This is a genomic window from Methermicoccus shengliensis DSM 18856, assembly GCF_000711905.1.
GTDB lineage: Archaea > Halobacteriota > Methanosarcinia > DSM-18856 > Methermicoccaceae > Methermicoccus > Methermicoccus shengliensis.
The window spans coordinates 227780-251418 of sequence record NZ_JONQ01000008.1; the positions used below are offsets into that span (position 1 = coordinate 227780).

General features: G+C 57.1%; 22 protein-coding genes. 6 read left to right on the forward strand and 16 right to left on the reverse strand.

Annotated elements, in window-relative coordinates:
• Positions 1 to 7: 7 nt before the first annotated feature.
• A complete protein-coding gene (locus BP07_RS03495; protein ID WP_084174083.1) occupies positions 8 to 1408 on the reverse strand; it encodes a B12-binding domain-containing radical SAM protein in 1401 nt (466 codons plus the stop codon).
• Entirely contained in the window at positions 1374 to 2807 is a 1434-nt protein-coding gene (locus tag BP07_RS03500; RefSeq protein WP_052353211.1) for a radical SAM/SPASM domain-containing protein, read from the reverse strand. The genes BP07_RS03495 and BP07_RS03500 overlap by 35 nt, the downstream gene beginning before the upstream one ends.
• Before the next feature lie 128 nt (positions 2808 to 2935).
• Here BP07_RS03500 and purN point away from each other — a divergent pair, with 128 nt between their 5' ends.
• Together purN and BP07_RS03510 are read left to right on the forward strand one after the other, a co-directional pair.
• Complete coding sequence (gene purN, locus BP07_RS03505; protein ID WP_394296287.1) at positions 2936 to 3550, forward strand: phosphoribosylglycinamide formyltransferase; 615 nt, start codon at positions 2936 to 2938, stop codon at positions 3548 to 3550.
• Positions 3551 to 3723: 173 nt separating this feature from the next.
• The gene (locus BP07_RS03510) at positions 3724 to 4905 is read left to right on the forward strand and encodes a bifunctional 5,6,7,8-tetrahydromethanopterin hydro-lyase/3-hexulose-6-phosphate synthase (RefSeq protein ID WP_157203065.1); all 1182 of its coding nucleotides are present in this window, start codon (positions 3724 to 3726) and stop codon (positions 4903 to 4905) included.
• A gap of 46 nt (positions 4906 to 4951) precedes the next feature.
• Here the strand turns inward: BP07_RS03510 and BP07_RS03515 are convergent, their stop codons facing one another.
• The 10 genes from BP07_RS03515 to BP07_RS03560 form a co-directional block, all read right to left on the reverse strand.
• Entirely contained in the window at positions 4952 to 5182 is a 231-nt protein-coding gene (locus BP07_RS03515) for a sulfurtransferase TusA family protein (RefSeq protein ID WP_042685617.1), read from the reverse strand.
• A 15-nt stretch (positions 5183 to 5197) separates the two neighbouring features.
• A complete protein-coding gene (locus BP07_RS03520; protein WP_042685620.1) occupies positions 5198 to 6382 on the reverse strand; it encodes a Coenzyme F420 hydrogenase/dehydrogenase, beta subunit C-terminal domain in 1185 nt (394 codons plus the stop codon).
• Positions 6369 to 7547 carry an NADH-quinone oxidoreductase subunit B family protein gene (locus tag BP07_RS03525; protein ID WP_042685621.1) on the reverse strand — a complete coding sequence of 393 codons (1179 nt, stop codon included), beginning with the start codon at positions 7545 to 7547 and terminating at the stop codon, positions 6369 to 6371. The genes BP07_RS03520 and BP07_RS03525 overlap by 14 nt, the downstream gene beginning before the upstream one ends.
• Positions 7544 to 7999 (reverse strand): hydrogenase iron-sulfur subunit, encoded by a 456-nt coding sequence (locus BP07_RS03530; protein ID WP_052353212.1) that lies wholly within the window; start codon positions 7997 to 7999, stop codon positions 7544 to 7546. Before BP07_RS03530 ends, BP07_RS03525 begins: the two co-directional genes overlap by 4 nt.
• A complete protein-coding gene (locus BP07_RS03535) occupies positions 7996 to 9993 on the reverse strand; it encodes a CoB--CoM heterodisulfide reductase iron-sulfur subunit A family protein (protein ID WP_042685625.1) in 1998 nt (665 codons plus the stop codon). Before BP07_RS03535 ends, BP07_RS03530 begins: the two co-directional genes overlap by 4 nt.
• On the reverse strand, positions 9990 to 10871 hold the full coding sequence (gene hdrB, locus BP07_RS03540) for a CoB--CoM heterodisulfide reductase subunit B (RefSeq protein ID WP_084174085.1): 882 nt from the start codon (positions 10869 to 10871) through the stop codon (positions 9990 to 9992). Before hdrB ends, BP07_RS03535 begins: the two co-directional genes overlap by 4 nt.
• Positions 10868 to 11389: a CoB--CoM heterodisulfide reductase subunit C gene (hdrC, locus tag BP07_RS03545; protein ID WP_052353213.1), complete on the reverse strand. Its 522-nt coding sequence runs from the start codon at positions 11387 to 11389 to the stop codon at positions 10868 to 10870. Before hdrC ends, hdrB begins: the two co-directional genes overlap by 4 nt.
• Before the next feature lie 16 nt (positions 11390 to 11405).
• Positions 11406 to 11771 (reverse strand): DsrE family protein, encoded by a 366-nt coding sequence (locus BP07_RS03550; protein ID WP_042685627.1) that lies wholly within the window; start codon positions 11769 to 11771, stop codon positions 11406 to 11408.
• 9 nt (positions 11772 to 11780) lie between these two features.
• Entirely contained in the window at positions 11781 to 12134 is a 354-nt protein-coding gene (locus BP07_RS03555) for a DsrE family protein (protein WP_169736238.1), read from the reverse strand.
• Between the two features lie 177 nt (positions 12135 to 12311).
• Entirely contained in the window at positions 12312 to 13211 is a 900-nt protein-coding gene (locus tag BP07_RS03560) for a COG1470 family protein (protein WP_157203055.1), read from the reverse strand.
• Positions 13212 to 13303: 92 nt separating this feature from the next.
• Here BP07_RS03560 and lysS point away from each other — a divergent pair, with 92 nt between their 5' ends.
• Positions 13304 to 14803 carry a lysine--tRNA ligase gene (gene lysS, locus BP07_RS03565; RefSeq protein WP_338045894.1) on the forward strand — a complete coding sequence of 500 codons (1500 nt, stop codon included), beginning with the start codon at positions 13304 to 13306 and terminating at the stop codon, positions 14801 to 14803.
• Positions 14800 to 15675: a damage-control phosphatase ARMT1 family protein gene (locus tag BP07_RS03570; protein WP_042685646.1), complete on the forward strand. Its 876-nt coding sequence runs from the start codon at positions 14800 to 14802 to the stop codon at positions 15673 to 15675. Before lysS ends, BP07_RS03570 begins: the two co-directional genes overlap by 4 nt.
• A gap of 208 nt (positions 15676 to 15883) precedes the next feature.
• On the opposite strand, the gene BP07_RS03575 is transcribed toward BP07_RS03570, so the two are convergent.
• From BP07_RS03575 to BP07_RS08320, 4 genes are all read right to left on the reverse strand, one after another.
• Complete coding sequence (locus BP07_RS03575) at positions 15884 to 16201, reverse strand: archaellum operon transcriptional activator EarA family protein (RefSeq protein ID WP_042685648.1); 318 nt, start codon at positions 16199 to 16201, stop codon at positions 15884 to 15886.
• 64 nt (positions 16202 to 16265) lie between these two features.
• Positions 16266 to 17957 (reverse strand): methylamine methyltransferase corrinoid protein reductive activase, encoded by a 1692-nt coding sequence (locus tag BP07_RS03580; protein ID WP_084174088.1) that lies wholly within the window; start codon positions 17955 to 17957, stop codon positions 16266 to 16268.
• 12 nt (positions 17958 to 17969) lie between these two features.
• Positions 17970 to 19046, reverse strand: coding sequence for a GTP-binding protein (locus BP07_RS08315; RefSeq protein ID WP_052353214.1), 1077 nt, complete (start codon positions 19044 to 19046; stop codon positions 17970 to 17972).
• A 48-nt stretch (positions 19047 to 19094) separates the two neighbouring features.
• On the reverse strand, positions 19095 to 20876 hold the full coding sequence (locus BP07_RS08320; RefSeq protein WP_052353215.1) for a hydantoinase/oxoprolinase family protein: 1782 nt from the start codon (positions 20874 to 20876) through the stop codon (positions 19095 to 19097).
• A 238-nt stretch (positions 20877 to 21114) separates the two neighbouring features.
• Between BP07_RS08320 and BP07_RS03595 the strand changes: the two genes are divergently transcribed.
• A complete protein-coding gene (locus BP07_RS03595) occupies positions 21115 to 21882 on the forward strand; it encodes a DUF2797 domain-containing protein (protein WP_052353216.1) in 768 nt (255 codons plus the stop codon).
• A 164-nt stretch (positions 21883 to 22046) separates the two neighbouring features.
• The gene (locus BP07_RS03600; RefSeq protein WP_211247044.1) at positions 22047 to 23636 is read left to right on the forward strand and encodes an SAM-dependent methyltransferase; all 1590 of its coding nucleotides are present in this window, start codon (positions 22047 to 22049) and stop codon (positions 23634 to 23636) included.
• Positions 23637 to 23639: the final 3 nt, after the last annotated feature.

The window sequence follows — 23639 nt, forward strand, 5'->3', positions numbered from 1 at the left end:
CATTCCCCTACATAACTCTACCCCTATTGAGCCTCAGAAGGATGGGCAGCTTCCTGAGAGCAGTTCTGAGCAGCATGCCCCTTCTTTTCACCATGTCCCGCACGATGTACCTCGGTCCGAGATAGAAGCCCACCCATGCCCTGTAGAGCCACCGCTTCACATCCTCCGGGCTGAGATACTTCAGCCTCATTATGGGCTCGAGGGCTGTGTACCGTCTCCAGTCCCTGGTGAGCAGAACACCCTCTGTGTTGGCAACCTCCCACAGCATCGAGCCAGGATAGGGGGTGGCAATGCTGAACTGCGCATACTCCACCCCAACGTGCTGCGAAAACTCAAGCGTCTTTCTGATATCCTCTGCCCTCTCGAAGGGAAAGCCTATCATAAAAGAGCCGAGGGGAGCTATTCCTTCATTGCGTGTTGCCCTCACTGCAGTCTCTGCCTTGGCTGTGGTGATGCCCTTTCCCACCCTTTTCAGCGTCTCATCACTTCCAGACTCGATGCCGTAGAATATTGTGTGCACACCAGCCCCCCTCATCTTGGCAAGCATTTCGTGGTCTATGGTGTCCACCCTCGAGGAGCACGCCCATGCGATGTCCAGCTCTGAAGAGAGCAGCTCACATATCATCGTGGCTCTCTTCTTGCTGAGTGTAAAGGTGTCATCCAGAACCTCTACATCCCCCACCCCATACTCATCGTGCAGCAGCTTTACTTCCTCCAGCACTCTCTCTGGAGAATGTCCCCTCCACCTGCTGCCAAACAGAGTGGATGAAGAGCAGAATGTGCACTTAAATGGACAACCCCTCGAGGTCATCACCACGCCGAACTTATGCTTCTTGAAGGTGGGGAGAGGCAAGAGGTCAAACGCTGGCAGGGGCAGACTGTCTAGGTCTTTTATGAGGGGTCTTGGCTCGTTGACCACTATCCTTCCGTTCTCCCTGTATGCGATGCCCCGAACATCCTCCATGCCCCGAACATCCTCCATGCCCCGAACATCCTCCATATCCCTTCCAGCATCGTGTCTCCCGAGTATCTCTCTAAGGGTGTTCTCACCCTCTCCAATCACCACGATGTCTATGGCAGGGCACTCCAATAGCGTATCCACGGGAAGCGCTGATGGGTGCACACCACCCATGACCACCGTAGAGCCAATCTCCTTTGCCATCCTCGCCACCATGTAGCCATCTATCACAGAGGGGGTGGTGGCGGTGATGCCCACGAGGTCTGGCTGCTCCCGCCGCAGTATGCTGGAGAGCTCCTCATGCCCTATACCCTCTGAGATGCAGTCCACGATACCCACATCAAAGCCCTCCTCCCTTGCCACTGCAGCCAGATATGCGAGCCCAAGCGGAGGGGAGGATACATCGAGCACGTCTTTAATGGCCGATGGTGCTGGAGGGTTGATGAGCATTACCTCCAACTGTGCTTACCTCCTCTACCAAGCGGCATCCGGGGTCTGCTGCGAGGACATCCTTAGTGTAGCCATATGCACGGGCACGGCACCCTCCACATACGTATCTGTACTCACACCCTCTGCACTCGTAGTGCTCTCCATCCCTGTCTCTCAGGCTGTTGAGCACATCGCTCTCGAGCCACACCTTCTGAAAGCCCTCCCGAACGTTTCCCACCACAATGGGCAGGAACACACAGGGCGTGATGTCGCCGTTTGCTTCTATTCCACAGTATATCCTGCCAGCACCACATCCGCCTATGAACTCTGCGAGAATGTTGGCATGCTCGAAGCTCTCGGTGGACACCTTCATGCCAGCGAAGTGGGTTGGAGATATCTCGTGTCCCTCTCCCTTTGCCACCCTCTGCAGCGCCACGACCGCATAGGCTGGTGAGGTGGAGAACACCTCGAGCTCGCCCTTTTCTAACTCGTCATACAGGTAGTTCAGCAGCCTCCATCTCTCCTGTGGGTCGAGGTCAAGCTCGAGGTTCTGGCTTGCCCTACCAGTGGGCACGAGGTTGAACACCACGACCCTGTCCACCTTCATATTCCTTGCGAGCTCTATGATGTGCGGGATGTGCTCTATGTTCAGCTTCGTGGCGGTGGTGGCGATGCCCACCATGAGCCCCGCCTCCACACAGTGCCTGATGCCCTCTATTGTGCGCTCATACGCTCCCTTCACGCCCCTGAATGTATCGTGCACCTCTGGTATGTACGAGTCGAGGCTTATCTCCACGTAGGTCGTGCCAGCCTCTTTCAGCTTCAGTGCAGCATCCTCGTCTATCAGCGTGCCGTTGGTGGCAACGTTTACCACAAGACCGCGCTCTGCGGCATGAGACGCCACCTCCCAGAGGTCGTCCTCCATCAGAGGCTCTCCACCAGAGATGGCAAGAGCAACCACTCCAGCATCTGCAAGCTGGTCAACCACATCCAGCTTCTGCTCCAAGCTGAGCTCCCCTCTCCTTCCAGCAGCATAGCAGTGCTTGCACCTGAGGTTGCACTTAGTTGTGAAGTTCCACACCACGAGAAACGGGGCGACGAGCCTCTGGGGCATTGTGATTCCAAACTCCCCTATGCTGGCAAGAACGTTGGCGGTGCCCCTCCGGTAGGCATCGTCTTCAAGCGTATGTTTGAGCGTCTCCTCGTCCACGCCAAACCTCGCTGCCGCCTGTGAGAGCACACCAGAGAGAAGAGAGCTGTTTATCTTCTCCTTCATCCCCCCTGCATTCCTGCAGCCTGCATATATGGCAAGGTATCTCTCGATGGCCTCAAATCCACCAATGCTCTTTAGTAACCCCCTGACTGCATTCGATTCGAGCAGCCTCTTGAGGTTCTGCACGAACTGAACGGTATCTGCCATATCCCCCACCTTCCAGTACTTATTAGCTAATTATAATCTTTGCAGTTGCATGAACATAAAAATGTTTCTCCACGATGCCGGACAAAGGCTATTAACCTCTCGTTCAACTCCATTGCAGGGAGATGACCATGAGTGAGAGGGTAATAGGCGTGCTGGCTTCTGGAAGGGGTTCCAACCTGCAGTCCATCATAGATCACATCGAGGGCGGATATATCAAAAATGCAAGAATAGGGGTGGTGATATCGGACCGTGCCAGTGCGTATGCGCTGGAGCGGGCGAGAAGACACGGAATAGAGGCAGTGTACATCAATCCCCACGCATACCCCACAAAGGAGGAGTATGAGCAGAAGGTGCTCGAGGTGCTTGAGGAGCATGGTGTGGAGCTCGTGCTGCTCGCTGGCTACATGCGCATCGTTGGCGACACGCTCCTCGATGCATACGAGGGCAGGATGCTCAACATACACCCAGCCCTGCTTCCCGCATTCAGGGGGCTGCATGCCCAGAGGCAGGCGCTGGAGTACGGCGTGAAGGTGGCAGGATGCACGGTGCACTTCGTTGATAGAGAGGTGGACCACGGTCCCATCATCATCCAGAGGTGTGTGGAGGTGAGGGAGGACGACACCGAGGAGACGCTCTCAGCCCGCATTCTCGAGCAGGAGCACAAGATATACCCAGAAGCTGTGAGGCTGTACCTCGAGGGAAAGCTCAAGATAGAGGGAAGGAGAGTGCGGGTGCTGGAGTGATACGACGGGTGCTGGAGTGATACGATGGATGCATCCCATGCTCGGCTATGAGAGCAGGTGAAGGGACACATCGATGGACAGCGCTCGACAGGCTGGGGAGAATGAGGTATGGGGAGGATGAGGTAGCTTTATATACGCACTCAGGGTAGTGCAACTCAAACAGGGTGATGCGGTTGCTGTTAGTGGGAGAAGCACTCATAGGTGAGGAGCCAGAGCTTGCGCACATCGACCTCATGATAGGCGACAAGGATGGACCCGTGGGCGAGGCATTCGCCGCAGGGCTCTCTACCCTGTCCATGGGCCACACTCCACTGCTGGCAGTGATAAGGCCCAACCTGCTCACCAAGCCAGCCACTCTAATCGTGCCCAAGGTGACCGTGCGGTCCATGGAGGACGCTGCCAAGGTGTTCGGTCCCGCCCAGAGCGCCGTGGCGCTTGCAGTTGCCGACAGCGTTCAGGCGGGCATCATTCCAAGAGATAAGGTAGAGGAGCTCGTGATGGTGGTGAGTGTGTTCATCCATCCAGAGGCAAAGGACTTCGACAGGCTGTACCGCTACAACTATGGAGCCACCAAGCTCGCCATTGCCCGCGCCATGGAGGGATTTCCGAGCATCGACAAGGTGCTCGAGGAGAAGGACAGGGACGTGCACCCCATCATGGGCTACAGGGTACTCAAGCTGTTCGACCCACCATACCTGCAGATTGCGATAGACATCCCAGACATCGCCCACGTGGAGAGGGTTCTGAGGGAGGTGCCCCACAGCGACCACGTGATATTCGAGGCTGGAACGCCGCTCATCAAGCGCTATGGACTCTCAATCATAGAGAGGATGCGAGCGGTTCGAAGGGATGCCTTCATCATGGCAGACCTCAAGACACTGGACACTGGCAACCTCGAGGCAAGGATGGCTGCGGATGCGGCAGCGGATGGTGTGGTGGTCTCTGGGCTCGCTCCCCTCAGCACCATAGAGAGCGCAATCTCGGAGGCAAAAAAGACTGGCATATACTCGTGCATAGACATGCTCAACGTAAAAGAGCCTGCTGGGCTGCTCGGGCGGCTGAGCATCAAGCCAGACATCGTGGAGCTTCACAGGGCAATCGACGCCGAGGGCGCAGAGAGCCATGCATGGGAGAGGATAACAGAGGTCAAGGAGGCTTCTCCCACCAGCCTGATAGCGGTGGCTGGCGGGATAAGGATGGACAACATGCAGCAGGCTCTCGATGCGGGTGCGGACATCCTGGTGGTGGGCAGAGCCATTACCAAGTCCAAGGACATACGCAATACCGCTGAGATGTTCCTCTCTGGGCTCAAGGTATCTGAAATCGACCAGTTCAGAATAAAGACGGACTTCTAAAAGACGGCCTTCTAAAATTCTGAAAAAAGGGAGGGCGAGTGGTGCCCTACCTTACCACCCTGAAGTAGAGGCTCCACTCCCCATCGTTATCCTCTATGCCGAGAAACTCGTGCCCCATCTTGTCCACCTCTCTTCTGACGTTGTCCTTGGCTGGGGGGTGGTCTAAAATCACCTTCAGCACCTTGCCAGGTGCCATCTTCATCAGTGCCTGTCTCGTCCTGAGAGATGGATATGGGCACACCTGTCCTCTCACATCCAGCTCCTCATCGTAGTCCATCCTTCAACACCTCACCTACGTTGATTGTGATTGTGCTGTGCTGGGCACAGGCTTCCACACGTCATAGCGATCGCGCATGCCCACAGCCTCCACTGCCCTCTGCTGCCTCAGCCGCATCACGTGAAGCCACACCTCTCTCCGCGAAAGCCCCGTGCGCTCGCTGAGCTCGGGGATGGTGGCACCATCGCTCTTCCTTAGCTCTTCCATCACCCTGAGGCGCTCTGATGGTGGGGTGGGCAGCGGCTCGTTCTTTTTGCGCTTGAGTTCGGCGAGCTTTAGCACGATGCCAGAGTCCACGGATGCAGTCTCCAGCCTCCCCGCACCCAGGCACGCCTCGAACAGCTCCCTGCCCCGCTCTGTCCTGATGATGAGGGTGGTGTACCCCTGCTCAGAGCCCACTGAACCTGCGGAGATGTCAGAGTGCTCTGCCGTGAAGTCCACACAGTGTCTGCACCCACCGAGCACTGCCTCGTCCAGCTCCCTGATGTCTATGCCCTCCACACTGCCATCCATCTTCGTGATAAAGAGGGTGCCCTCTCTTATGGCCATCTTTCTGATGTGTGTGATTCCCCTTTCGGCGAGCAGTGCGTGCAGCTTCTCGTAGTCGAAGTTCTCCATGCAGAACAGCCCTATCTTGATGGGCTCGAGCTTGTCGCCAAACAGCCTTTTCGTGGCATTGGACAGCCCCCTTATCTGACAGGGCGTGCCCACCACGGCGATGCGCTCTGTGCCCTGCTTTACGAGGCTGCTCACGAGCGCGAGGCTGTGGGAAGAGGAGTACTTGGCTCCAGCACCCCTCAGCACCTCGTCTGCCGACGTGATTACGCTCGCCTTGGTGCGAAGCTCCCTCGTGTGCTCCGTGATGACTGCCGCCTCGATGCTCCCAGACTCGAACAGATACCTCAGCATCTCGCTCACCGCCCCGCCATCCTGTGCCACCTCGAGCACCGCCGGCTCTGTGGAGCGGGCAGCCACCACGTCCAGCGCCCTTCCTATCCCATCTCCACGCACAACGAGCGTCTGGGGACAGTTGTCATAGCACAGGCTGCACGCCACCGCTCCCTTATCGAGCGTGCACTTGCCCACCATCGTGGGCACGCCATCCACGAGCTCGATGTGCCTGCAGAACGAGGCACAAAGCCCGCACCTTATGCAGTATCCCGGGTCAATCACCTGTTCTTTAAGGTCAGAGAACTTCACTTTCCCACCCCACTATCACTCCGTCATTGTCCACCGACACCCTGATTCTCGTGAGGGCGTCTTTCATCTCGCTCTCGCCAGCTCTGAACTCGAACGAGCGGGCTCTGTAGGCATCGAAGTCCTCGTATCCCTCGATGGGACGTCTAAAGCCCCCTATGGCAACGTTGGAGAGGTTGATGTCCCCAGCTATCCTGATGATGTTCTGCTTTGCCTGCCCATACTTTTCAGAGTCCATCGCCTCTGCGGCATCTGCGAGCGCCCTGCCATGGGAGCGCAGCTCCTCCCGTATCTGCCTTGTGGCATCGCTCACCTCTATCCCGAATATCTTCTCCAGCGCTTCTGTGAGGTTCAGGGCTGCGGACACGCCCCTCACGCCGAATATACGGGAGGCGATGTACACCGCCTCCTCTGCGAGCCTTCCCACGAACACGTCGGCGTAGAGGTCTCCAGTGCTCTCCCTCACCCCCCTGTTCACTGGGGCTGAGGCAAGGGTGAACCTGAAGAACGTGCCCACGAGGTCTGGGAAGGAGCGGGTCAAGTTGTCTGGTCTGTGTCCGAGCATGTCGGTGCCCCAGTCGGTGGCACGGACGTCCACCTCCACCTTCAGGGCGAGCGAACCCACCTCGTCAATTAGCCTTGCGCCTTGGTCGTCGCTCAGGGGCACGCACCCTCTGCATGGAAGCCCGAAGTCTATGCACCGCTCGCCACGGGGAGCACAGTTCAGAGAGAGGGTGCCAGAGCACACGAACCCCGCTTCGTTGAGGCACACGTCCTCTGGAGTGGTGTGGTTCAGCCTGTGGAAACCCTCCACCAGCTTGCCCTCGCGCACCCGCTCGCACATCCTGCACAGCATGTCTCCACTGTCCATAGGGCCTCTTGGGGGGCATCCCAGCACCTTCTCGTCCACGCTGATGACCCTGTCCACGGGCACCACATAGGCACCCCGCTGGTTGGCAAGCCCGAATATTCCGCCATGGGTGGCGCACGTCCCGTATGCCACCACCTTGTCGTGTCTCTCCCTGATTTCCACGAGGGTGTCCGCATCGTCCACAGTGACGAAGCCAGTGATGTATGCGACATCCTCGACATCCTCGTCCTTTCCCTCAAGCTTCAGCTCTATGGCGCACCTCTCGCACCCCTCAGGACGGAGCTGATACACAGTCATCTCACAGTCACCCCGTAGTACTCTCTCGACTCTTTGACCTCCCTCAGAGCACGCTCCACGAGGTTGGGTGCGATGTCTGGACCCTTGTCAGCCTTCTTCATCACGTCCTCAAAGTCTCCTGTGATGGTGTCGCCCTCTGCTGCCCTCGCAGTGTACTGGTTCACACGGTCGGGGTCGTATCCCATCTCCTCGAGAAACCTCTTCACCAGCTTCACCTTTCGCAGTGTCACGAAGTTGCCGCCAGAGTATGCACACGAGCCAAGGCAGCATCCCACGACCACCATTGCCCTTGCTCCCCGCTGGAACCCCTCGAGAAGGTGTGCTGCCCTCGCCCTTCCAGCACAGGGCACCCGCACGATTTTGATTTCGGGGTCGTACTTCATCCTCATCACGCCAGCGGTGTCTGCTGCGCCGTATCCGCACTCCATGCACGTGATGGACACGATGCTCATGTGCTCACCTCTCTGTGAGAGAGTATGCCCTCGAGCTGCGCCTCGAGCTGTTCGTCCCTGAACGTCCTGAGCTGGATTGCTCCAGTGGGACATGCGGGTACACACGTCCCACCGCCGATGCACGCCGCATCGTTCACGCGCAACGTCTTCCTCACTTGCATGCGTCCATCATCCTCGACCTCCTGCTCCACCACCTCGATGGCGCTCGCGGGACACACGGCAACGCACGCCATGCACTCTGTGCACAGCTCTGGATCAATCACCGCCGTAATCAGGTCTTTCTCCACATAGCCCTTCTCGAGGGGTATGGAGGCAGCGGAGGCTGCGCCCCTCGCATGGGCCACGCTGGTGGTGATGTCCTTGGGTCCCTGCGCAGAGCCAGCGAGGAAGATGCCTGCCTTGTTGGAGTCCACGGGTGCCATTTTGATGTGTAGCTCCTTGAAGAAACCCTCCTTACCCCGAAGCAGCCCCAGCTTGTGTGCCACCTTGCCAACGCCCTTGGGAGGCACCATGGCGGCGGAGAGCACCACGAGGTCTGCCTCCACCTCGATGGGCCTTCCTCTGAGCGTGTCCTCTGCACGCACGATGAGGTTCTTGCTCACTGGGTCCTCTGTTATCTCGCCCGGCCTTCCCCGTATGAACTGTATGCCCTGCCGCTGAGCGCCCTTGTAGTACTCCTCGTAGTTCAGACCAGGGGTGCGTATGTCTATGTAGAATACATACACGTTGGCGTCTGGTATGTGCTCCTTTAGTATCTTGGCATTCTTGATTGAGAACATGCAGCACACCCCAGTGCAGTAGGCGTTGCCCACCTGCTCGTTTCTCGACCCCACGCAGTTGATGATTGCCACGCTCTTGGGCACCTTGCCGTCCGAGGGTCTTGTGATGTGTCCCTCGGTGAGCGACACAGGGGAGAGCATGCGCTCAAGCTGCAGCTGCGTGATGACATTCTCGTACCTCCCATACCCGTAGGGCTCAATCTCGGATGGGTCGTACTCCTCATAGCCCGTTGCCACCACGATGGTGCCCACATCCACCTCGATTGTCCTCTCGGTCTGGCTTCGGTCGATTGCCTTGGGCGGGCACACATAAGAGCACGTCTCGCACCTTATGCAGTGCTCATCGTCTATGAGGAAGGTGGCGGGAATCGCCTGTGGGAAGGGCTTGTATATCGCCTTCCGGATGCCAAAGCCCCTGTCCCACTCATTTTCCACCTCCACTGGGCAGTGCTCTGCACACACGCCACAGCTCGTGCACTTCAGCGGGTCAACGTATCTTGGCTTCTGCCTGATGGTCACATGGTAGTCGCCCATCGTGCCCTTCACGCCCACCACCTCTGCGAGGGTGTACAGCTCCACGTTGGGGTTGTCCCTCACCGCATTGAGCAGCGGAGCCTCAGAGCACATGGGACATTCGTCGGTTGGGAATGTCTTGTTGAGCATCGTCATGTGCCCGCCCACCGAGGGCTCCCTCTCCACCACGTACGTCTTGATGCCCCTGTCTGCGATGTCCCTCGCAGCGGTCATCCCTGCCACGCCACCGCCTATCACGAGCGCTGCTGGCACCACATCGATTCTCTTTCTCTCCACTGGCTCTGCGAGGCGCGAGCGCATCACTGCCCCCCTCACGAGCGCCTTTGCCTTCTCGGTTGCCTCCTCTGGGTCATCGGTGCACCACGAACACTGCTCCCTGATGTTCACCTGCTCGTGGAAGTAGGGGTTGATGCCCATCTCTGAGAGCACCTTCATGAAGGTGGGCCCATGCTGGCGCACAGAGCACGATGCCACAATGGTGCGGTCGAGCCCGAACTCCTCTATTTTTTCCTTTATCAGGTTGGTGCCCTCTGTGGAGCACATGAACATGTTGTCCGTGGAGTACACCACCCCCGGCAGCTGGGAGGCATACTCTGCCACCTCCTTGACGTCCACCTTACCAGCGATGTTCTCGCCACAGTGACATATGAAAAACCCTATTCTGGGCTCATCTCTGCTCACGCCATCACCCCCTTCTTTGCCCTGAGCTCTCCCTTGACTGCCTGAGCGTCCAGTCCCACATCGTCCTTTCCCATGGCATATGCCAGAAGCTGGCAGATGTGCACCACGGGTATGTTGTACTCCTCCCCATACCTTTGCTTGAGCTCCGCCTGTCCCCTGTCAAACTGCAGATGGCAGAACGGGCACACATCGAGTATGGCATCCGCACCCGCAGCCCTGATATTGATGAGCTTCTCTCTGGTCATGTCGAGCGCCACATCGCTCTCGCCAGCCCTCACACCACCACCAGCACCACAGCACATCATCGCGTCCCTGTAGGGCACCGGGGTGGCTCCAAGCTCCCGAATGAAATTCTCGAGGATGGATGGGTTCTCTGGGCTGTCAATCATCTTCTTCTTGAAGGGCTTCAGGAAGTGGCACCCATAGTGCACCGCAATCTTCATGTCGAGCTTTCTCACCACGTGGTCGCCTATGCCCCATGGTCCGACCTCGTAGCCCAGTATCTCGGCGATGTGCCTCACCCTGATGGTGCCCCTGTACTCCAGCCCCAGCTCTGCGAGTATGGCGTTTACCCTCTCCCTAATCTCTGGGTCGCTCTGCAGCTCGTGGTTTGCCTCGAACAGCGTGCTATAGCACCCGCTGCACACCGTCATGATGTCGTGCCCCATCTCCTCTGCAATCACGAGGTTGCGCGCAGCCGTTGCGAGCCATGTCTCCCTGTTGAAGGACTTGAACACGCCCGGCGCAGGACAGCACGAGGCACCCTCCATGTCGTGCAGCGTGTATCCCAGCCTGTCCATCACGAACCTCGTTGCAGCCTCGATGCCCGGATATCTGTTGGGCATTATACATCCCAGAAAGAACGCAAAGTCGCTCACTCTTCCACCTTCTTCGGCACGAACTTGGAGAACAGCACATCTCTCACCTTCGCAAGCTCGTCCTCATGGGCGTATATCGTGGGCGGAAGTGGTGGAAGCCCAAGCTCCTCCCTCATCTTCATCACCTTCTCGTCGATGGAGACTGCATGCCCGTACTTCATCAGGCTCTTGCACGTCCTCACGTGCCCCTCCAGCATGAAGCCCTGCTCCACGGCGATGTTGCGGATTCCAATGAGCACCTCTACGGGCTTTACATCTCTCGGGCAGCGCTCATAACAGTTGTAGCACGTGGTGCACGCCCACACGTCCTCGTCGCTCAGTACCTCGTCCTTGAGCCCCATCCCTGCCAGCCTCACGAGCTCCCTGACCCTGAGAGCGGTACGCCTTCCAGACGGACAGCTCGCTGTGCACGTTCCACACTGGTAGCAGGCGAGGGGGTCTCCAAACTCCCTCACCCTCTCGATGAACTCGTAATCGATATCCTGAATCCTTAGCACGCTTGGCGTTGGTTTCAGCATGCTTTTTCCTCTATGGTCAAAAGTCGAGCACCACATCTGCCTCGTCCACGAGGTCTATCAGCTCAAACGCATCTCTGAACTGCACACCCTCCACCAGCCCCTCAGGGGTGGTGATGTCGCGCATCGCAGCGCTCCTGTCACAGATGTACACCTCCGCGCCCATCTCAATGGCATCTCTCATCATCTCATAGAGCGATGGGGAGCTGGGTGCCTGAATGGACTTCGCCACCTCCTCCTGTGCCAGCTCCACGGCGTCCCATATGAGAAACACCGTGGTGTCGTATCCCCTCGAGCACGAGGCGAGCGCCACCATGAATGGTGCGTACGCTCCCTCGATATGATGTGCCCCGTGCTTTCCTATCACAAGCGCCTTCTTTGTCACGCACTCACCTCAGAAGTACAGCACCTTGTCAGACTCGTGAATGGTGGCAATCAGTCTGTGGATGTCGATGATCTCGCACCCTTCTATCAGCTCGCTCTCTGGAATTCCCCTCTCCTTTATGCACATGCCACATACCAGCACCTTGCCTCCAAGGTCCATGAAGTCCCTGATGATGCTACCCGTGGTCAAGAACTGCTCGCTCTTCTGGTCCTTCATCCCTGCATACACTCCATCTTCCATGAGCACGAGGGTGGCGTCGATGTCCTCCTCCATCTGGGCAGCCAGAGCCACTCTCGCCGCAGTAAACGTCCTGTTCTTGTTGTATGGCGGTTCGCACGCTATCAGTGCTATCTTCTCACTCACAAGCATCCCTCCATCTCTATATTGCACAGTTTTTTGCAAACTGCACAATATCACCATAAAAGCCCATTCTATTTAAGGCTTGCGAATAATCCAAACTGCGCACCTGTGGGTCGCGGTCAGCGGAAAAGTGGCACGGCAAACGCCCAGAGGCAAAAGGGGAGGGGCAGGATGATGAGGTTACCCCTCCACTCCATAGTTACTGAGGGTCTCTGGGGTGGGGTTGAGTATCACCCTGAAGCTGATGCCAGCTGCCACCTCGGGCATCATCTCGAGCGTCCACGTGCCTGCCATGGGACTCTTCACGTAGATGCGGGTGGTATGGGAGATGGAGGTGCTCTCTGTCATTCGGGCACCCTCTATCCAGCCCGAAATCTCGCTTCTCTCTGTTCCCGTGTGGGTCGCTCCCTCTGGGGAGACCAGCCTGACCTCCACCTTGCTGTTCACGCCCTCGAACTCGTTCCAGCTCACCACAGCGAGTATGGCCTCCGTCTCCGTGCCCTCAGCAACCTCGAACTGCTTTGTGATGGGCTCTGTGAGGGGCTCGTACACGTATATGGAATAGTACCTGAGCTGCTCTGGAAACGCGCTGCTTCTGAGGGCGAGCATGCCCTGATAGTACCCAGTGGGCGTGCCCTCAGGCGGGCTTACCGTTATGGTCAGCACAGCGCTCTCCCCAGCATCGAGCGTGAGCTTCGATGGGGACACGCTCACCCATGCAGGCTCAACAGAACTCTGATATCCGCCCTGCTCATACATCACGGGCACGAACTCTATCGTTCTCTGCTGCTTGGCGTTGTTGCGCACACCCATCGTGAACACTCCAGTCCCACCAGAGCGCACGTAGTGGGTGGAGTAGGGCATCCATATCGCAAGCTCCCCACTCCTCCCCTCTGCCATGCCCACCTCCTCGATGGCGGGTGTTGGGATGGGCACGCTCTCTGGGCTCTCTGGCTTTGACGCCTCGGATGAAGGCTGTACAGGCACTTCAGTGTCCTGCTGGCCCACGCATCCCATCACGAGGGCTGTCACCAGCAGGGCACATACGATGATCACTCCTCTCATAGAATGTCTCTTCATAGACAACCAACGTACTACTACCTACATAAGCCTTCTTCCCATTCTCAAAAGCTATATATCCAGCAAGCCACCTATACGCCCCAGCCCAAGGGGTGGAAAGTTTGAACGAGAAGGTGCACTGGGCTGATGTGGTGGCGGGAGAGCTCGCAAAGAGGAGCGATGAGCACGTGGTGGCGTGCGGCATCACCCCATCTGGTCCCATACACATAGGCAACATGAGGGAGGTGCTCACCGCAGACCTCGTGTACAGAGCCCTCGTGGATGCTGGCACAAAGGCGAGGCTGATATACATCGCAGACACGTTTGACCCATTGCGAAGAAGGTATCCCTTTCTCGACGAGTCATACGATGAGCACATTGGAAAGCCCCTCTCCCGCATCCCCTGCCCCTGTGGGGGGCACACAAGCTATGCAGAGCACTTTCTCGAGCCCTTCCTGAGCTCACTGGACAGGCTCGATGTGCATCCAGAGGTGCTGAGGGCTCACGAGCTATATGAGAGGGGCGTGTACGACGATGCCATCATCAGGGCGCTCCAGAGGAGGGACGAAATTGCCCACATCCTCGAGGAGGTCTCCGCACGAAGGCTCTCATCCGAGTGGAGTCCGTTCAGCGTGCTGTGCCCGGTATGTGGCAGGCTGAACAGCACGAGGGTGCTCGGATATGAGGGGGGGCGTGTGCTCTTTGCATGCGAGTGTGGCGAGCAGGGAGAGGTGGACATCAGAGGAGGTGGGAAGCTCACGTGGAGGGTGGACTGGGCTGCAAGGTGGAGCATCTTCAAAATCACGTGCGAGCCCTTCGGCAAGGACCATGCAGCAGCGGGAGGCTCCTATGATACAGGAGTGCGCATCTCTCGTGAGATATACGGCTACGAGCCCCCATATCCAGTGGTGTACGAGTGGATACAGCTTCGGGGCACGCCCATGTCTTCGTCGAAGGGCGTGGCGGTGACGATAGAGGACATGCTCGACGTGGTGCCCCCCGAGGTGCTGCGCTACCTCATTGCCCGCATACGCCCCGAAAAGCACATAGAGTTCGACCCATCGAGGTCGCTGCTGCAGCTCATAGACGAGTTCGAGGCACTGGACACGAACTCGAGGGTGTACCAGCTCTCCCGTACGAGGCACGGCATGAGCGTGTCCATCCCGTTTCGCCACATGGTCACCGTGGTGCAGACCGCCCAGAGCGAGCGGCAGGTGCTCGACGTGCTGAAAAGGAGCGGCTATGCCGTGGAAGACGAGCACGAGGTGCTCGCCCTTGCCCACAACGCGAGGGTGTGGGTGCAAAGATATGCCCCAGAGGAGTTCAGGTTCACACTCGCCCCCACCCTCCCAGAGGCAGCCCACTCGCTCTCTGAGGAGCAGAAGAGGGCGCTGGCGCTGCTGGCAGAGAGCATGAAAGGACCCATGAGCGCAGAGGAGATTCATGCCGAGGTGTATGCCGTAGCGGAGAGAGTGGGCATCAAGGCATCGAAGGTGTTTCAGGCGATATACATGGCGTTTCTTGGAAGACGCTCTGGCCCAAGGGCGGGGTGGTTTCTGTTCTCACTGGACAGGAACTTCGTGCTCACAAGGCTCAGAGAGGCATCGGCATGAGGATGGAGTCTCAGTGCATCGAGTGCCTCATCTCAAGGGTGAGATATGAGGCGATGCTGGCGAGCACCGATGATGAGGTGGTGTTCAGTGCGTGCGAGGCAGCGCTCAGGGCGATGTGCGAGGCTCTTTCCCACACGAGGTGCTCTGCCTCTGTTGCCACGATGGTGCACAGGGCGGCATACGATGCGCTGGGCTGCGATGATCCCTACGCCGAGATAAAGAGGATGTGCAACGCCACCGCCCTTCGGGCACTACCCACTGCAGAGCGGCTGATAGAGCAAGCTCCATCCCCAGAGGAGCGGCTGAGAAGGGCGCTGCTTCTGGCGACAATAGGAAATGCATTTGACTTCGGTGTGGCTGGGTTCGAGGTTCCCCACGAGCGGTTTGAGAGGGAGCTGTTGGAGAGGTGCCGCAGGGGTTTTGATGTGGACCACACGGCAGAGATGGTGCCCCTCCTCGAGGATGTGGTGTACCTCACCGACAACTGTGGCGAAGTGGTGCTGGATGCTCTTGTGCTGCGCGAGCTTAAAAGCATGGGAGCACGCATCACGCTGGTGGTGAAGGGTGCCCCCATAATCACGGACGCCACCCTCGAGGACGTCCATGCCCTCGGGCTGGATGCCCACGTGGACAGTGTGCTCACCACTGGCTCCAATGCCATAGGGGTGTGCCTCGAGGAGGCACCTCCAGAGCTGGTGCGGGCACTCGATAATGCCTCGCTCGTGATTGCCAAGGGCATGGCGAACTACGAGTCGCTCTCAGAGCACACACTCCGTGTCCCGGTGGGCTACTTCATGATGGCAAAGTGCGATGTGGTGGCAAAGAGCCTTGGAGTGCAGAGGGGCATGCTGGTCGCCATGCTGGTGCAATAGGAGGGTTGTGCCTCTTCTCAACCCTTCACCGAACAGCCGTTTCCCTGAGGGGTGCCCTTAGGGCTCAAGCTTCCACAGCCTCACTCTCCGCTCACTTTGGTGGGCTGATACATATGCCATCGAGGCAGAGGGGCACATAGTGGTGCGGGCATCGAGAGCATGTGCGGAGAACCACCACCCTCTCGGTGGCAGCAGATGACTATCATGACTATCTGTTCTCTATCTCGTAGTCGTATCTTCTCACCACTGGGATGTTCTTCACGAGTCCCATCTCCTCGACCACTCTCCGTCCCTCCTCTGTAATCCTCCAGAACTTCAGCTTGGCGTTTCTTCTATGGGGGACCTGCGCTACGAGATTAAGTCCCTTAAGCTCTTTTAGGGCAGCAGACACGTTTCTGGGGGATGTTGGAACCTCTTTTGCTATCTGGCTGACGTACATAGGTATGAAAGAGTGATAAAGGGTCAGCAGCGTCTTTTTTCTGACCCTGCTACCAGAAATCAGTTCGAGCACTTCAATGGGCACCATACAAAAAGCATGAAGAGGGGTGAAGTTATTTAACAGTTTTTGAGCACTTCACCTCCCTTGCCCCTCAGTGCACCATCCTGAGCTCGTCGAACTTGAACACCTTCTCTGGGCATATGCGCTCACAGCGCTTGCATGCCGTTCCGTTGCACAGCTCTGACTTTATGCGGATGAGGAAGCGGTCATCCTCCTCCACGATGCTGAGGGCATCCTCTGGACACTCCTTCTCGCACTTTCTGCACTTGATGCACCCCTCGAACTCGCCCTCGAGGATGACACCGATGTCCCGAATCACGCTCAGCCCCTGCACGCCCAGATCCGGGATATCCCTGACCACTATTCTGTGCACCTCGGAGTTCTCGATGCGGGATGGAAGCGGCTGGATGCCCGCTCTCTGTATCATCTGGTTGTACATCTGCATGGGCATGCCCTCCGTCCAGTATGCCAGCTCCTGCATGTATATCGTCTCGAACACCTTGTCGGTGGCGAACATGATGTGCTCTGCCCGCATCTGGTTTGCAAGCTCCTGCAGCTCGTCCAACAGGGCGGGGTTCCTCACGATGTCACCAGCCATTGCGAGCGAGGTGTTGCCTATCTGGTATATCTTCTTGGGGGTGGCGGGCACCATGCCCACTGCCTGTGCCTTCTTGGCGTCCACATACGTGCCGCTGGCGCCACACATGTACATCGCATCGAGGTCCTCAAACTTGATGCCAGCATGCTCGAGCAGCGTGAAGTGTCCAGCCCTCATCGCTCCAAACGCCTTTCCAGCCTCCTGAAGGTCCTTCTCGGTGAGATAGATGCCATCCTGAAGGTGGATGTAGCCGTCATCGGTTTTTATCTTGGGGGGCACATACAGCCCCTTGGAGCCCTGTATGGGTATCGCACTGCCCGTCGGGCTGGTGGCAGGAAGGTTCTCCTTTCCGAGGGCCACGGCGGTGGCAGCCACCACGCCAGTACCCGTGATGCCCTTTGCCTTCTCGTGCATCTCGCCCTCTTCCCAGGCGTCTCCAGTGGTGGGGTCAACGAGGTCCCCTTCCTTGGGGTTCATCTCCTCATCGAGCACATAGCACCTCCAGTCTCCATCTTCCTCCTCCACATCGCTGATGGCGCCTGGGGAAGCCAGCATCCCGAACTTTATGAACTGCCCCTCTATGGCAGGACCCGCAGCAGCCGAGCCAGTGTATATCCTGTCACCCACCTTGAGGGCCATCTCGGCATTGGTGCCATAGTCTGTCACGAGTGCAATCTCGTCCCTCTCCAGCATCTTGGACTTCACCATCATGGCGAGGGCATCGGCGCCAATCTCGTGCTTCACCGCAGGCGGCACGCACACGTCAACGTCCGGGTTGAGCTTTAGCCCCTTGATATCTGATGCCTTGATGATCTTGGCATCCCTGTTGGGGGGCACGATGCCCCTGAGCTCCTTTGCCCGTTCCCCAGCAAAGGCGAGGTCCCTGACCTCGATGTTCTGGAAGATGGAGAGCTGGATGGGGTTGCCGCATATCGCAAGCCTCACGACCTTGGAGAGGTCGATGTTGAGCGCATCGAACAGTTTGTTGACGGTCTCCACCATGAGCTCTTGTGCGAGGTCTGTGCCGTTTTCCAGACAGAAATGGAGGTGGTCCATCACGTTGGCTCCAGGCAGGGGATGCCTCACGGTGATGGCGGTCGCCTGCACAACATCCTTTTCGAGGTCTATTGCCTGCACCCTAAAGCCGCTCGTTCCCAAATCCAATGCCAGTCCATACATCTGCATTCCTCCTCATTCTCATTCCTCATCTATGTCCTCTCTATGCCCTCTCTCATGATGGTGCTCGTGCTTGTGCTCGCGCTCGACCACCTCACAGTGCATGCCTCCGAGATGGTCCTCGAGCACATCAGATACGAGCTCCTCTATCTGTTGCTTAGCGAGGTCTGTGACTATGACATTCAGGGTCAGCTCCCCCTCGGAGATGGGCTGCTCGAGGGTGGACATCACGTCCACATCGGAGTCCACCTTGACGATGCTCCCCCTCACGATGCCAGCATTGGTCTTGAATGCCCCCTTGATGTGCCCGATGTACTTTGCCCCTGCATCGGTGGTGGCTATTGCGATATCCTCTATGATCTGGGCAACCTTGTCCCTCCACTGGGATGGGAAAAGCTCTCTTGGAGCCGATATTCTCATCCTGAGCTCATACACGCCCATTCCAGAGAGCTCCCTCGAGTCCTCATCGAGCAGCTCGCCAGACACATCGAGCCCGCTCACGCCCGTGGTGATGAGTCGCATGAGCTCGTCCACGCCCTCACCAGTCTTTGCAGAGATGGGGATGGTGAGCGCAGTCTTCTTTATCTGCCGCACAGCATCCTTTATCACGTCTATCTCGTAGGCTGAGGAGAGCAGGTCTATTTTGTTTATCGCCACGATGTCGGCGTCCTCGAGCTGGCGGGTGGTGAACTGCCCCATGTCCCGAAAGTGCTCCATGAACCTGCTGGCATCCACGAGCACCGTGATGGGTGTGAACTGGGCATCGATTCTCAGGTTGTTCAGAATGTGCGCGATTCTCGATGGAAACGCGACTCCCGTGGGCTCTATTATGATCACGTCGGGCTGGTAGTTGGTGGCAAGGGCAGACACCGTGTTCATGAGCCCAGTGGAGAGGGAGCAGCATATGCATCCTCCAAACAGCTCCCGTGTCTCCAGCCCGAACTCGTTGGTGACGGCGGCATCTACCCCAACCTCACCGATCTCGTTCTCGATGATGGCCACCTTCTTGTCGTGCTCCTCCACAAACCTTCTGGCTACCTGTATCAGAAGGGTCGTCTTTCCGCTACCCAGAAATCCGCCAAGCTGACATACGAGCATTTGTCCACACCCTGCACCCTTTCACACACTGTTCATCCCCTTCATTATTTATACGTTTTTAGGGTCTCTTAATTTCTCCACTGCAAGGGGGGCTGCCTTGCCCGTTGCCTTGGCGGTAATCACACTTCTCAAGAAGAACCTCGTGTTGTCTATCATTACCACATGGTCTCTGCGCTCTGTCTTTACCTCCGGGCTTGCCGCGCCCGCCCTGATGGCTCTCTCGATGGCGAGCTGCTTTGCGATATCGACCGCAGCATGTATCGCGTCCAGCAGCTTCTCGTACACCAGTGTTTCCGTGGGTGTGTGTACGATGTACTGCTCTTCCTCCTGCTCCATCTCCCATAGCCTCGATACCACGATGTCCACACTCTCCATGATGCTGCACACCGCAGCCCCGAAGGCGTTTGCCACCTCACAGTGCTCTGGCACGACGTGGTGCTTGTTAAGCGTTGTGGCGAGTGCAGGAACGAACTGGGGGGCAGGCGCGCCAATACCCACGATCCACTCCCCACGGTACCTCACATTGCGGGAGAGCGCGTCCATGATGGCGCCCTCTATGCGCTCTGTCAGCTGCTCCACATCGGTGCCCGTGCGCTCTGCCATCACCTCGAGGGCTGCCCTCACACTCTCCACATTGCCATCGAGCAGGCCCCTGTGGCACAGGATGTCCGAGGGCGTGAGCGCCACACGCTCTATCCGCCTCCTTCTCAGCATCTGAGAGAGCTCATCCCGAGAGTACGTGCACCCCACCACATCGTTGGTCAGCACCTCGTTGCCCTCTGCAGAGCGCCTGACATAGAAGCTCACGGCTCCCGTGCGTCTGATGAGTTCTGCGAGCTCGAACTCCTTGAGGGGCACCGCCCTCTCTGGCCCCACCTTGATTGTGTCGCCCACCTCTATCAAGCTGTCCCCCCCAAAGCCAAACGTGATGGCGTCTATTGCCCTCACCCTCGTCTTGAGCCCTCCGACGATGGCTCCATCGGGTATCACCTTGGGCATGCCATCCACCAGCTCCACCACGTCCGTGGTCGTTCCCCCGATATCCATCACAAGGGCGTCCCTCCTGCCAGTGAGGTGGAAACCCCCCACCGCACTGGCTGCGGGTCCAGAGTACACGGTCTCTATGGGGTGCTCCCTCGCCACCGCCTCGCTCACGATGGCTCCGTCGCCCTTTACCACGTACAGGGGGGCGCTGATGCCAAATCTGGCAAGGCTCTGCTTGACCGAGTCCAGCAGCTCATTAATCACAGGAATCAGCCCGGCATTGAGGGCTGCGGTGACCGACCTCTCGTACAGCCCAAGCTGGGCTGTGAACTCATGCCCGCACACCACGGGCTTTCCCGTCCTGCTCTGTATATACTCCTTCACTCTTTGCTCATGGGACGGGTTTCTCACCCCAAAGTAGCCAGAGGCGGCATACCCCTCCACATGGGCATCCACCTCCTCGAGGATTGGGTCGAGGGCATCGATGTCGAGGGGCTCCTCCTCCCTTCCGAGTTCGTCGAACTTACCGCCTATCACCCTCACGAACTTTGCGGGCAGCTCATCCCATTCCTTCCTTGGGGGATGGCCTATCAGTATGAGGCACACCTCCCTCGCCTTTGCCTCCACTATCGAGTTGGTGGCGAGAGTGGTGGAAAGGCTGACCATGCCTATTGGCTTTTTGAGCTCGGTAGAGGAGAGCAAATCTGATATCGAGTTCTCTATCCCCACCGCAAGGTTGTAGTGGGTGGTTGGAGCCTTTCCATACCCCACGAGCTGCTTGGTGAGGGGGTCTACGAGAACTGAGTCGGTGTTGGTACCCCCCGTGTCGATGCCCAGACTATACATGAAATTATCATCATTATCTCATGTATTTAAATTTAGGGGTTCCCTCATCTTTGGTCGTCCAGCACGAGCCTCGTGAGCGTGTGGGTGAGTACTCTTCTCAAGGAATGAGCTGCTTTACCCCATACGCCGTACAGGGTGAGCCGCTCACTCATGGCTCTGCACCACAAAGCTGTCGTCGTCAGCTTCAACCCAATGTATCCCACAATGTATAAGTGTGTATGTGTTGCAGTAGAGTGGGATGAGCAGGGCACTTGGAAGGGTGGCAAGGGTGGACCCCGTGCAGTGCGCCCTCGTGGTGCCCCCAGAAAGAGTGCGCCTTAAGGGTGAGTTCGAACTGCACCTTGGGGCGAGGGGGTGCGCTGGAAGTTTCGAGCGGGGCGAGTATGTGCCGTGTACCTCTCGGCAGGCACCGTACTGTGAGCGGTGCCGCCCCTTTGACCCCTGTGCTGTGTGCAGGGGAGTGTGTCAGAAGGCAGAGATGGACTGCACCACCCCCCACTCCATATATCTCGCCCTGTTTTCCCCAGACCTTCTCAAGGTGGGGGTGAGCAGGACTGAGAGGCTCAAGACGAGGCTGATGGAACAGGGTGCGGACATCGGGGTGGAGATAGCGCGCTGTGAGAACGGGCAGATAGCCCGTGCAATCGAGCACAGGCTGAGCCGTGTGGTGTCGGACAGAGTGAGCACAACGAGCAAGATGAGAGGGCTCACGAAGAGGGTGAACATGGAGGTGTGGGAGAGGGCAGTTGCCACCTTTAGACCAATTGGGCAGCCCCTGCGGTTGCAGTACTTCGATGAGCAGTTGCGCTCAGAGCCGCTTCCCCTCCGCATCGAGCCCTACACCACCCTATCGGGAAGGGGCATCGGGTGCAAGGGCAGCCTGTTCGTGTTCGAGCGCATGGGCATGCTGCACGTCATCGACATGAGGGACCTGCTGGGCTATGAGCTGCTGGAGGAGCCCCAGAGGACAGCAGTGCAGACGGGGCTGGAATACTTTGAGTGTTGATTACAGAGCATCACGAAGAAGACCGGAGCTCATGGATCGATTTAAAGGTGAAAAGTTTATAATAATCCATACAATCGTGTGGCGATGCGATTAAAAGACACTGGAGGGGGCGGAAGATAAGCGACATCCCAAAGATACTCGAAGACGATGAAGCCAGGAAAATCATGGAGAGGACAAGAGCTAAACAATTTTTGTGGGTTCCGGGTGATCCAATGCAAGGAAAATTAAATGCCTTCACTGACGTTGAGGTCACGAGAGATGAGGTCGAGAGAGTTCTCAAAAAGGCCGCCGATCTGATAAGGACGAGGGTTGATTACAAGTTCATCCTCATACTCCTCTTTCTAAAAAAGCTGAGCGATGAGTGGTGGGCAGAATACAGGAACGCCGTTGAGAGGTTAGAGGGGGAAGGGGTGAGTGAGGAGGGAGCGAAGGAACTTGCAAACGATAAATCATTCCACAAATTCAATTATCCTGAAGAGTACACCTGGGAGAGATTAAGGAAGGTAAGTGCCAGTGAGCTTCCGATCAAGCTGTCAGAAGCCTTAAAGCTTCTCGCCAACAGAAATCCCGAGCTGCAGGGCGTGGTTGACAGGGTTGATTTTCTAGAATTCACCATGCACAGGGAGAATCTCGAGATTTTAAGGCAGCTTTTTGAGGAGTTCAGTGGGCTTCCACTTGGCAATGTTTCGCCCGATGTCCTTGGCGACGCGTATGAGTGGATTCTCCGCTACTTCGCTCCTCAAAAGGCCAAGGAGGGGGAAGTTTACACACCAAGAGAAGTTGTTAAGCTGCTTGTCGAGCTTCTGGATCCGAAACCCCTTGAATCAGTTTATGATCCGGCAGCAGGCTCTGGAGGCATGCTCATACACTCATACTACCATGTTAAAGGAGAACACGGAGAGGGTGGGGCTAAGAAGCTGTTTTTGTACGGCCAGGAGGTAAATCCCACAACCTACGGGATTGCCAAGATGAATGCAATTCTTCATGGCATTAAGGACGTGGAGCTTTATGTTGGGGATACCTTGCGGAGTCCCAAGATAAAGGATGGTGAGACATTCAGGAAATTTGATGTTGTGATTGCAAATCCACCATGGAATCAGGACGGATATGGGGAGAAAACTCTGAAGAAAGCCGAATTCTGCGATGAGCGATATGGATATGGCTTCTCACCAAATAATTCAGCGGACTGGGCATGGATTCAGCACATGGTTGCATCGGCCAAGGAGGATACCGGCAGGATTGGCGTTGTTATCGATAATGGCTGCCTGTTCAGAGGTGGAAGGGAGAAGACAATAAGGCAGAGGATTTTGAAAGACGATCTCGTTGAGTGTGTCATACTGTTGCCTGAGAAATTGTTTTACAACACTGGAGCGCCCGGCGCCATCCTGATTTTCAATAAGAATAAACCGGCTGAGAGGAGGGGAAGAGTGCTGTTCATCAATGCATCAAATGAATATGAGCAGCATCCAGAAGTCAGGAAGCTCAACAGACTTGGAGAAGGACACATAAAGAAAATTGTTGATGCTTATCGGGAGTTTAAAGATGGCGATGGATTTTCAAGGGTTGTTTCGCTCGATGAGATAAAGGAGAACGATTACAACCTGAACGTCACGCTTTACGTATTTCCGAAGGAGGAGGTTGAGGAGATTGATGTTGCGAAGGAGTGGGAAGAGTTGAAGATTATTGAGGAGGAGGTAAGGGAAGTTGAGGATAAAGTTAGCGAGTATTTATCCGAATTAGGTTTCGTCAGGTGATGG

What these genes read in the sequence shown, in the direction of transcription:
- purN (WP_394296287.1), top strand. Translation starts at nt 2,936, where the DNA reads ATGAGTGAGAGGGTAATAGGCGTGCTGGCTTCTGGAAGGGGTTCCAAC.
- BP07_RS03515 (WP_042685617.1), bottom strand. Translation starts at nt 5,182, where the DNA reads ATGGACTACGATGAGGAGCTGGATGTGAGAGGACAGGTGTGCCCATAT.
- BP07_RS03495 (WP_084174083.1), bottom strand. Translation starts at nt 1,408, where the DNA reads ATGCTCATCAACCCTCCAGCACCATCGGCCATTAAAGACGTGCTCGAT.
- BP07_RS03560 (WP_157203055.1), bottom strand. Translation starts at nt 13,211, where the DNA reads ATGAAGAGACATTCTATGAGAGGAGTGATCATCGTATGTGCCCTGCTG.
- hdrC (WP_052353213.1), bottom strand. Translation starts at nt 11,389, where the DNA reads ATGCTGAAACCAACGCCAAGCGTGCTAAGGATTCAGGATATCGATTAC.
- BP07_RS03570 (WP_042685646.1), top strand. Translation starts at nt 14,800, where the DNA reads ATGAGGATGGAGTCTCAGTGCATCGAGTGCCTCATCTCAAGGGTGAGA.
- BP07_RS03595 (WP_052353216.1), top strand. Translation starts at nt 21,115, where the DNA reads ATGAGCAGGGCACTTGGAAGGGTGGCAAGGGTGGACCCCGTGCAGTGC.
- BP07_RS08320 (WP_052353215.1), bottom strand. Translation starts at nt 20,876, where the DNA reads ATGTATAGTCTGGGCATCGACACGGGGGGTACCAACACCGACTCAGTT.
- BP07_RS08315 (WP_052353214.1), bottom strand. Translation starts at nt 19,046, where the DNA reads ATGCTCGTATGTCAGCTTGGCGGATTTCTGGGTAGCGGAAAGACGACC.
- BP07_RS03530 (WP_052353212.1), bottom strand. Translation starts at nt 7,999, where the DNA reads ATGAGCATCGTGTCCATCACGTGCATGGAGTGCGGATACGGCGCAGCA.
- BP07_RS03575 (WP_042685648.1), bottom strand. Translation starts at nt 16,201, where the DNA reads ATGGTGCCCATTGAAGTGCTCGAACTGATTTCTGGTAGCAGGGTCAGA.
- BP07_RS03600 (WP_211247044.1), top strand. Translation starts at nt 22,047, where the DNA reads ATGGAGAGGACAAGAGCTAAACAATTTTTGTGGGTTCCGGGTGATCCA.
- BP07_RS03525 (WP_042685621.1), bottom strand. Translation starts at nt 7,547, where the DNA reads ATGACTGTGTATCAGCTCCGTCCTGAGGGGTGCGAGAGGTGCGCCATA.
- BP07_RS03580 (WP_084174088.1), bottom strand. Translation starts at nt 17,957, where the DNA reads ATGCAGATGTATGGACTGGCATTGGATTTGGGAACGAGCGGCTTTAGG.
- BP07_RS03500 (WP_052353211.1), bottom strand. Translation starts at nt 2,807, where the DNA reads ATGGCAGATACCGTTCAGTTCGTGCAGAACCTCAAGAGGCTGCTCGAA.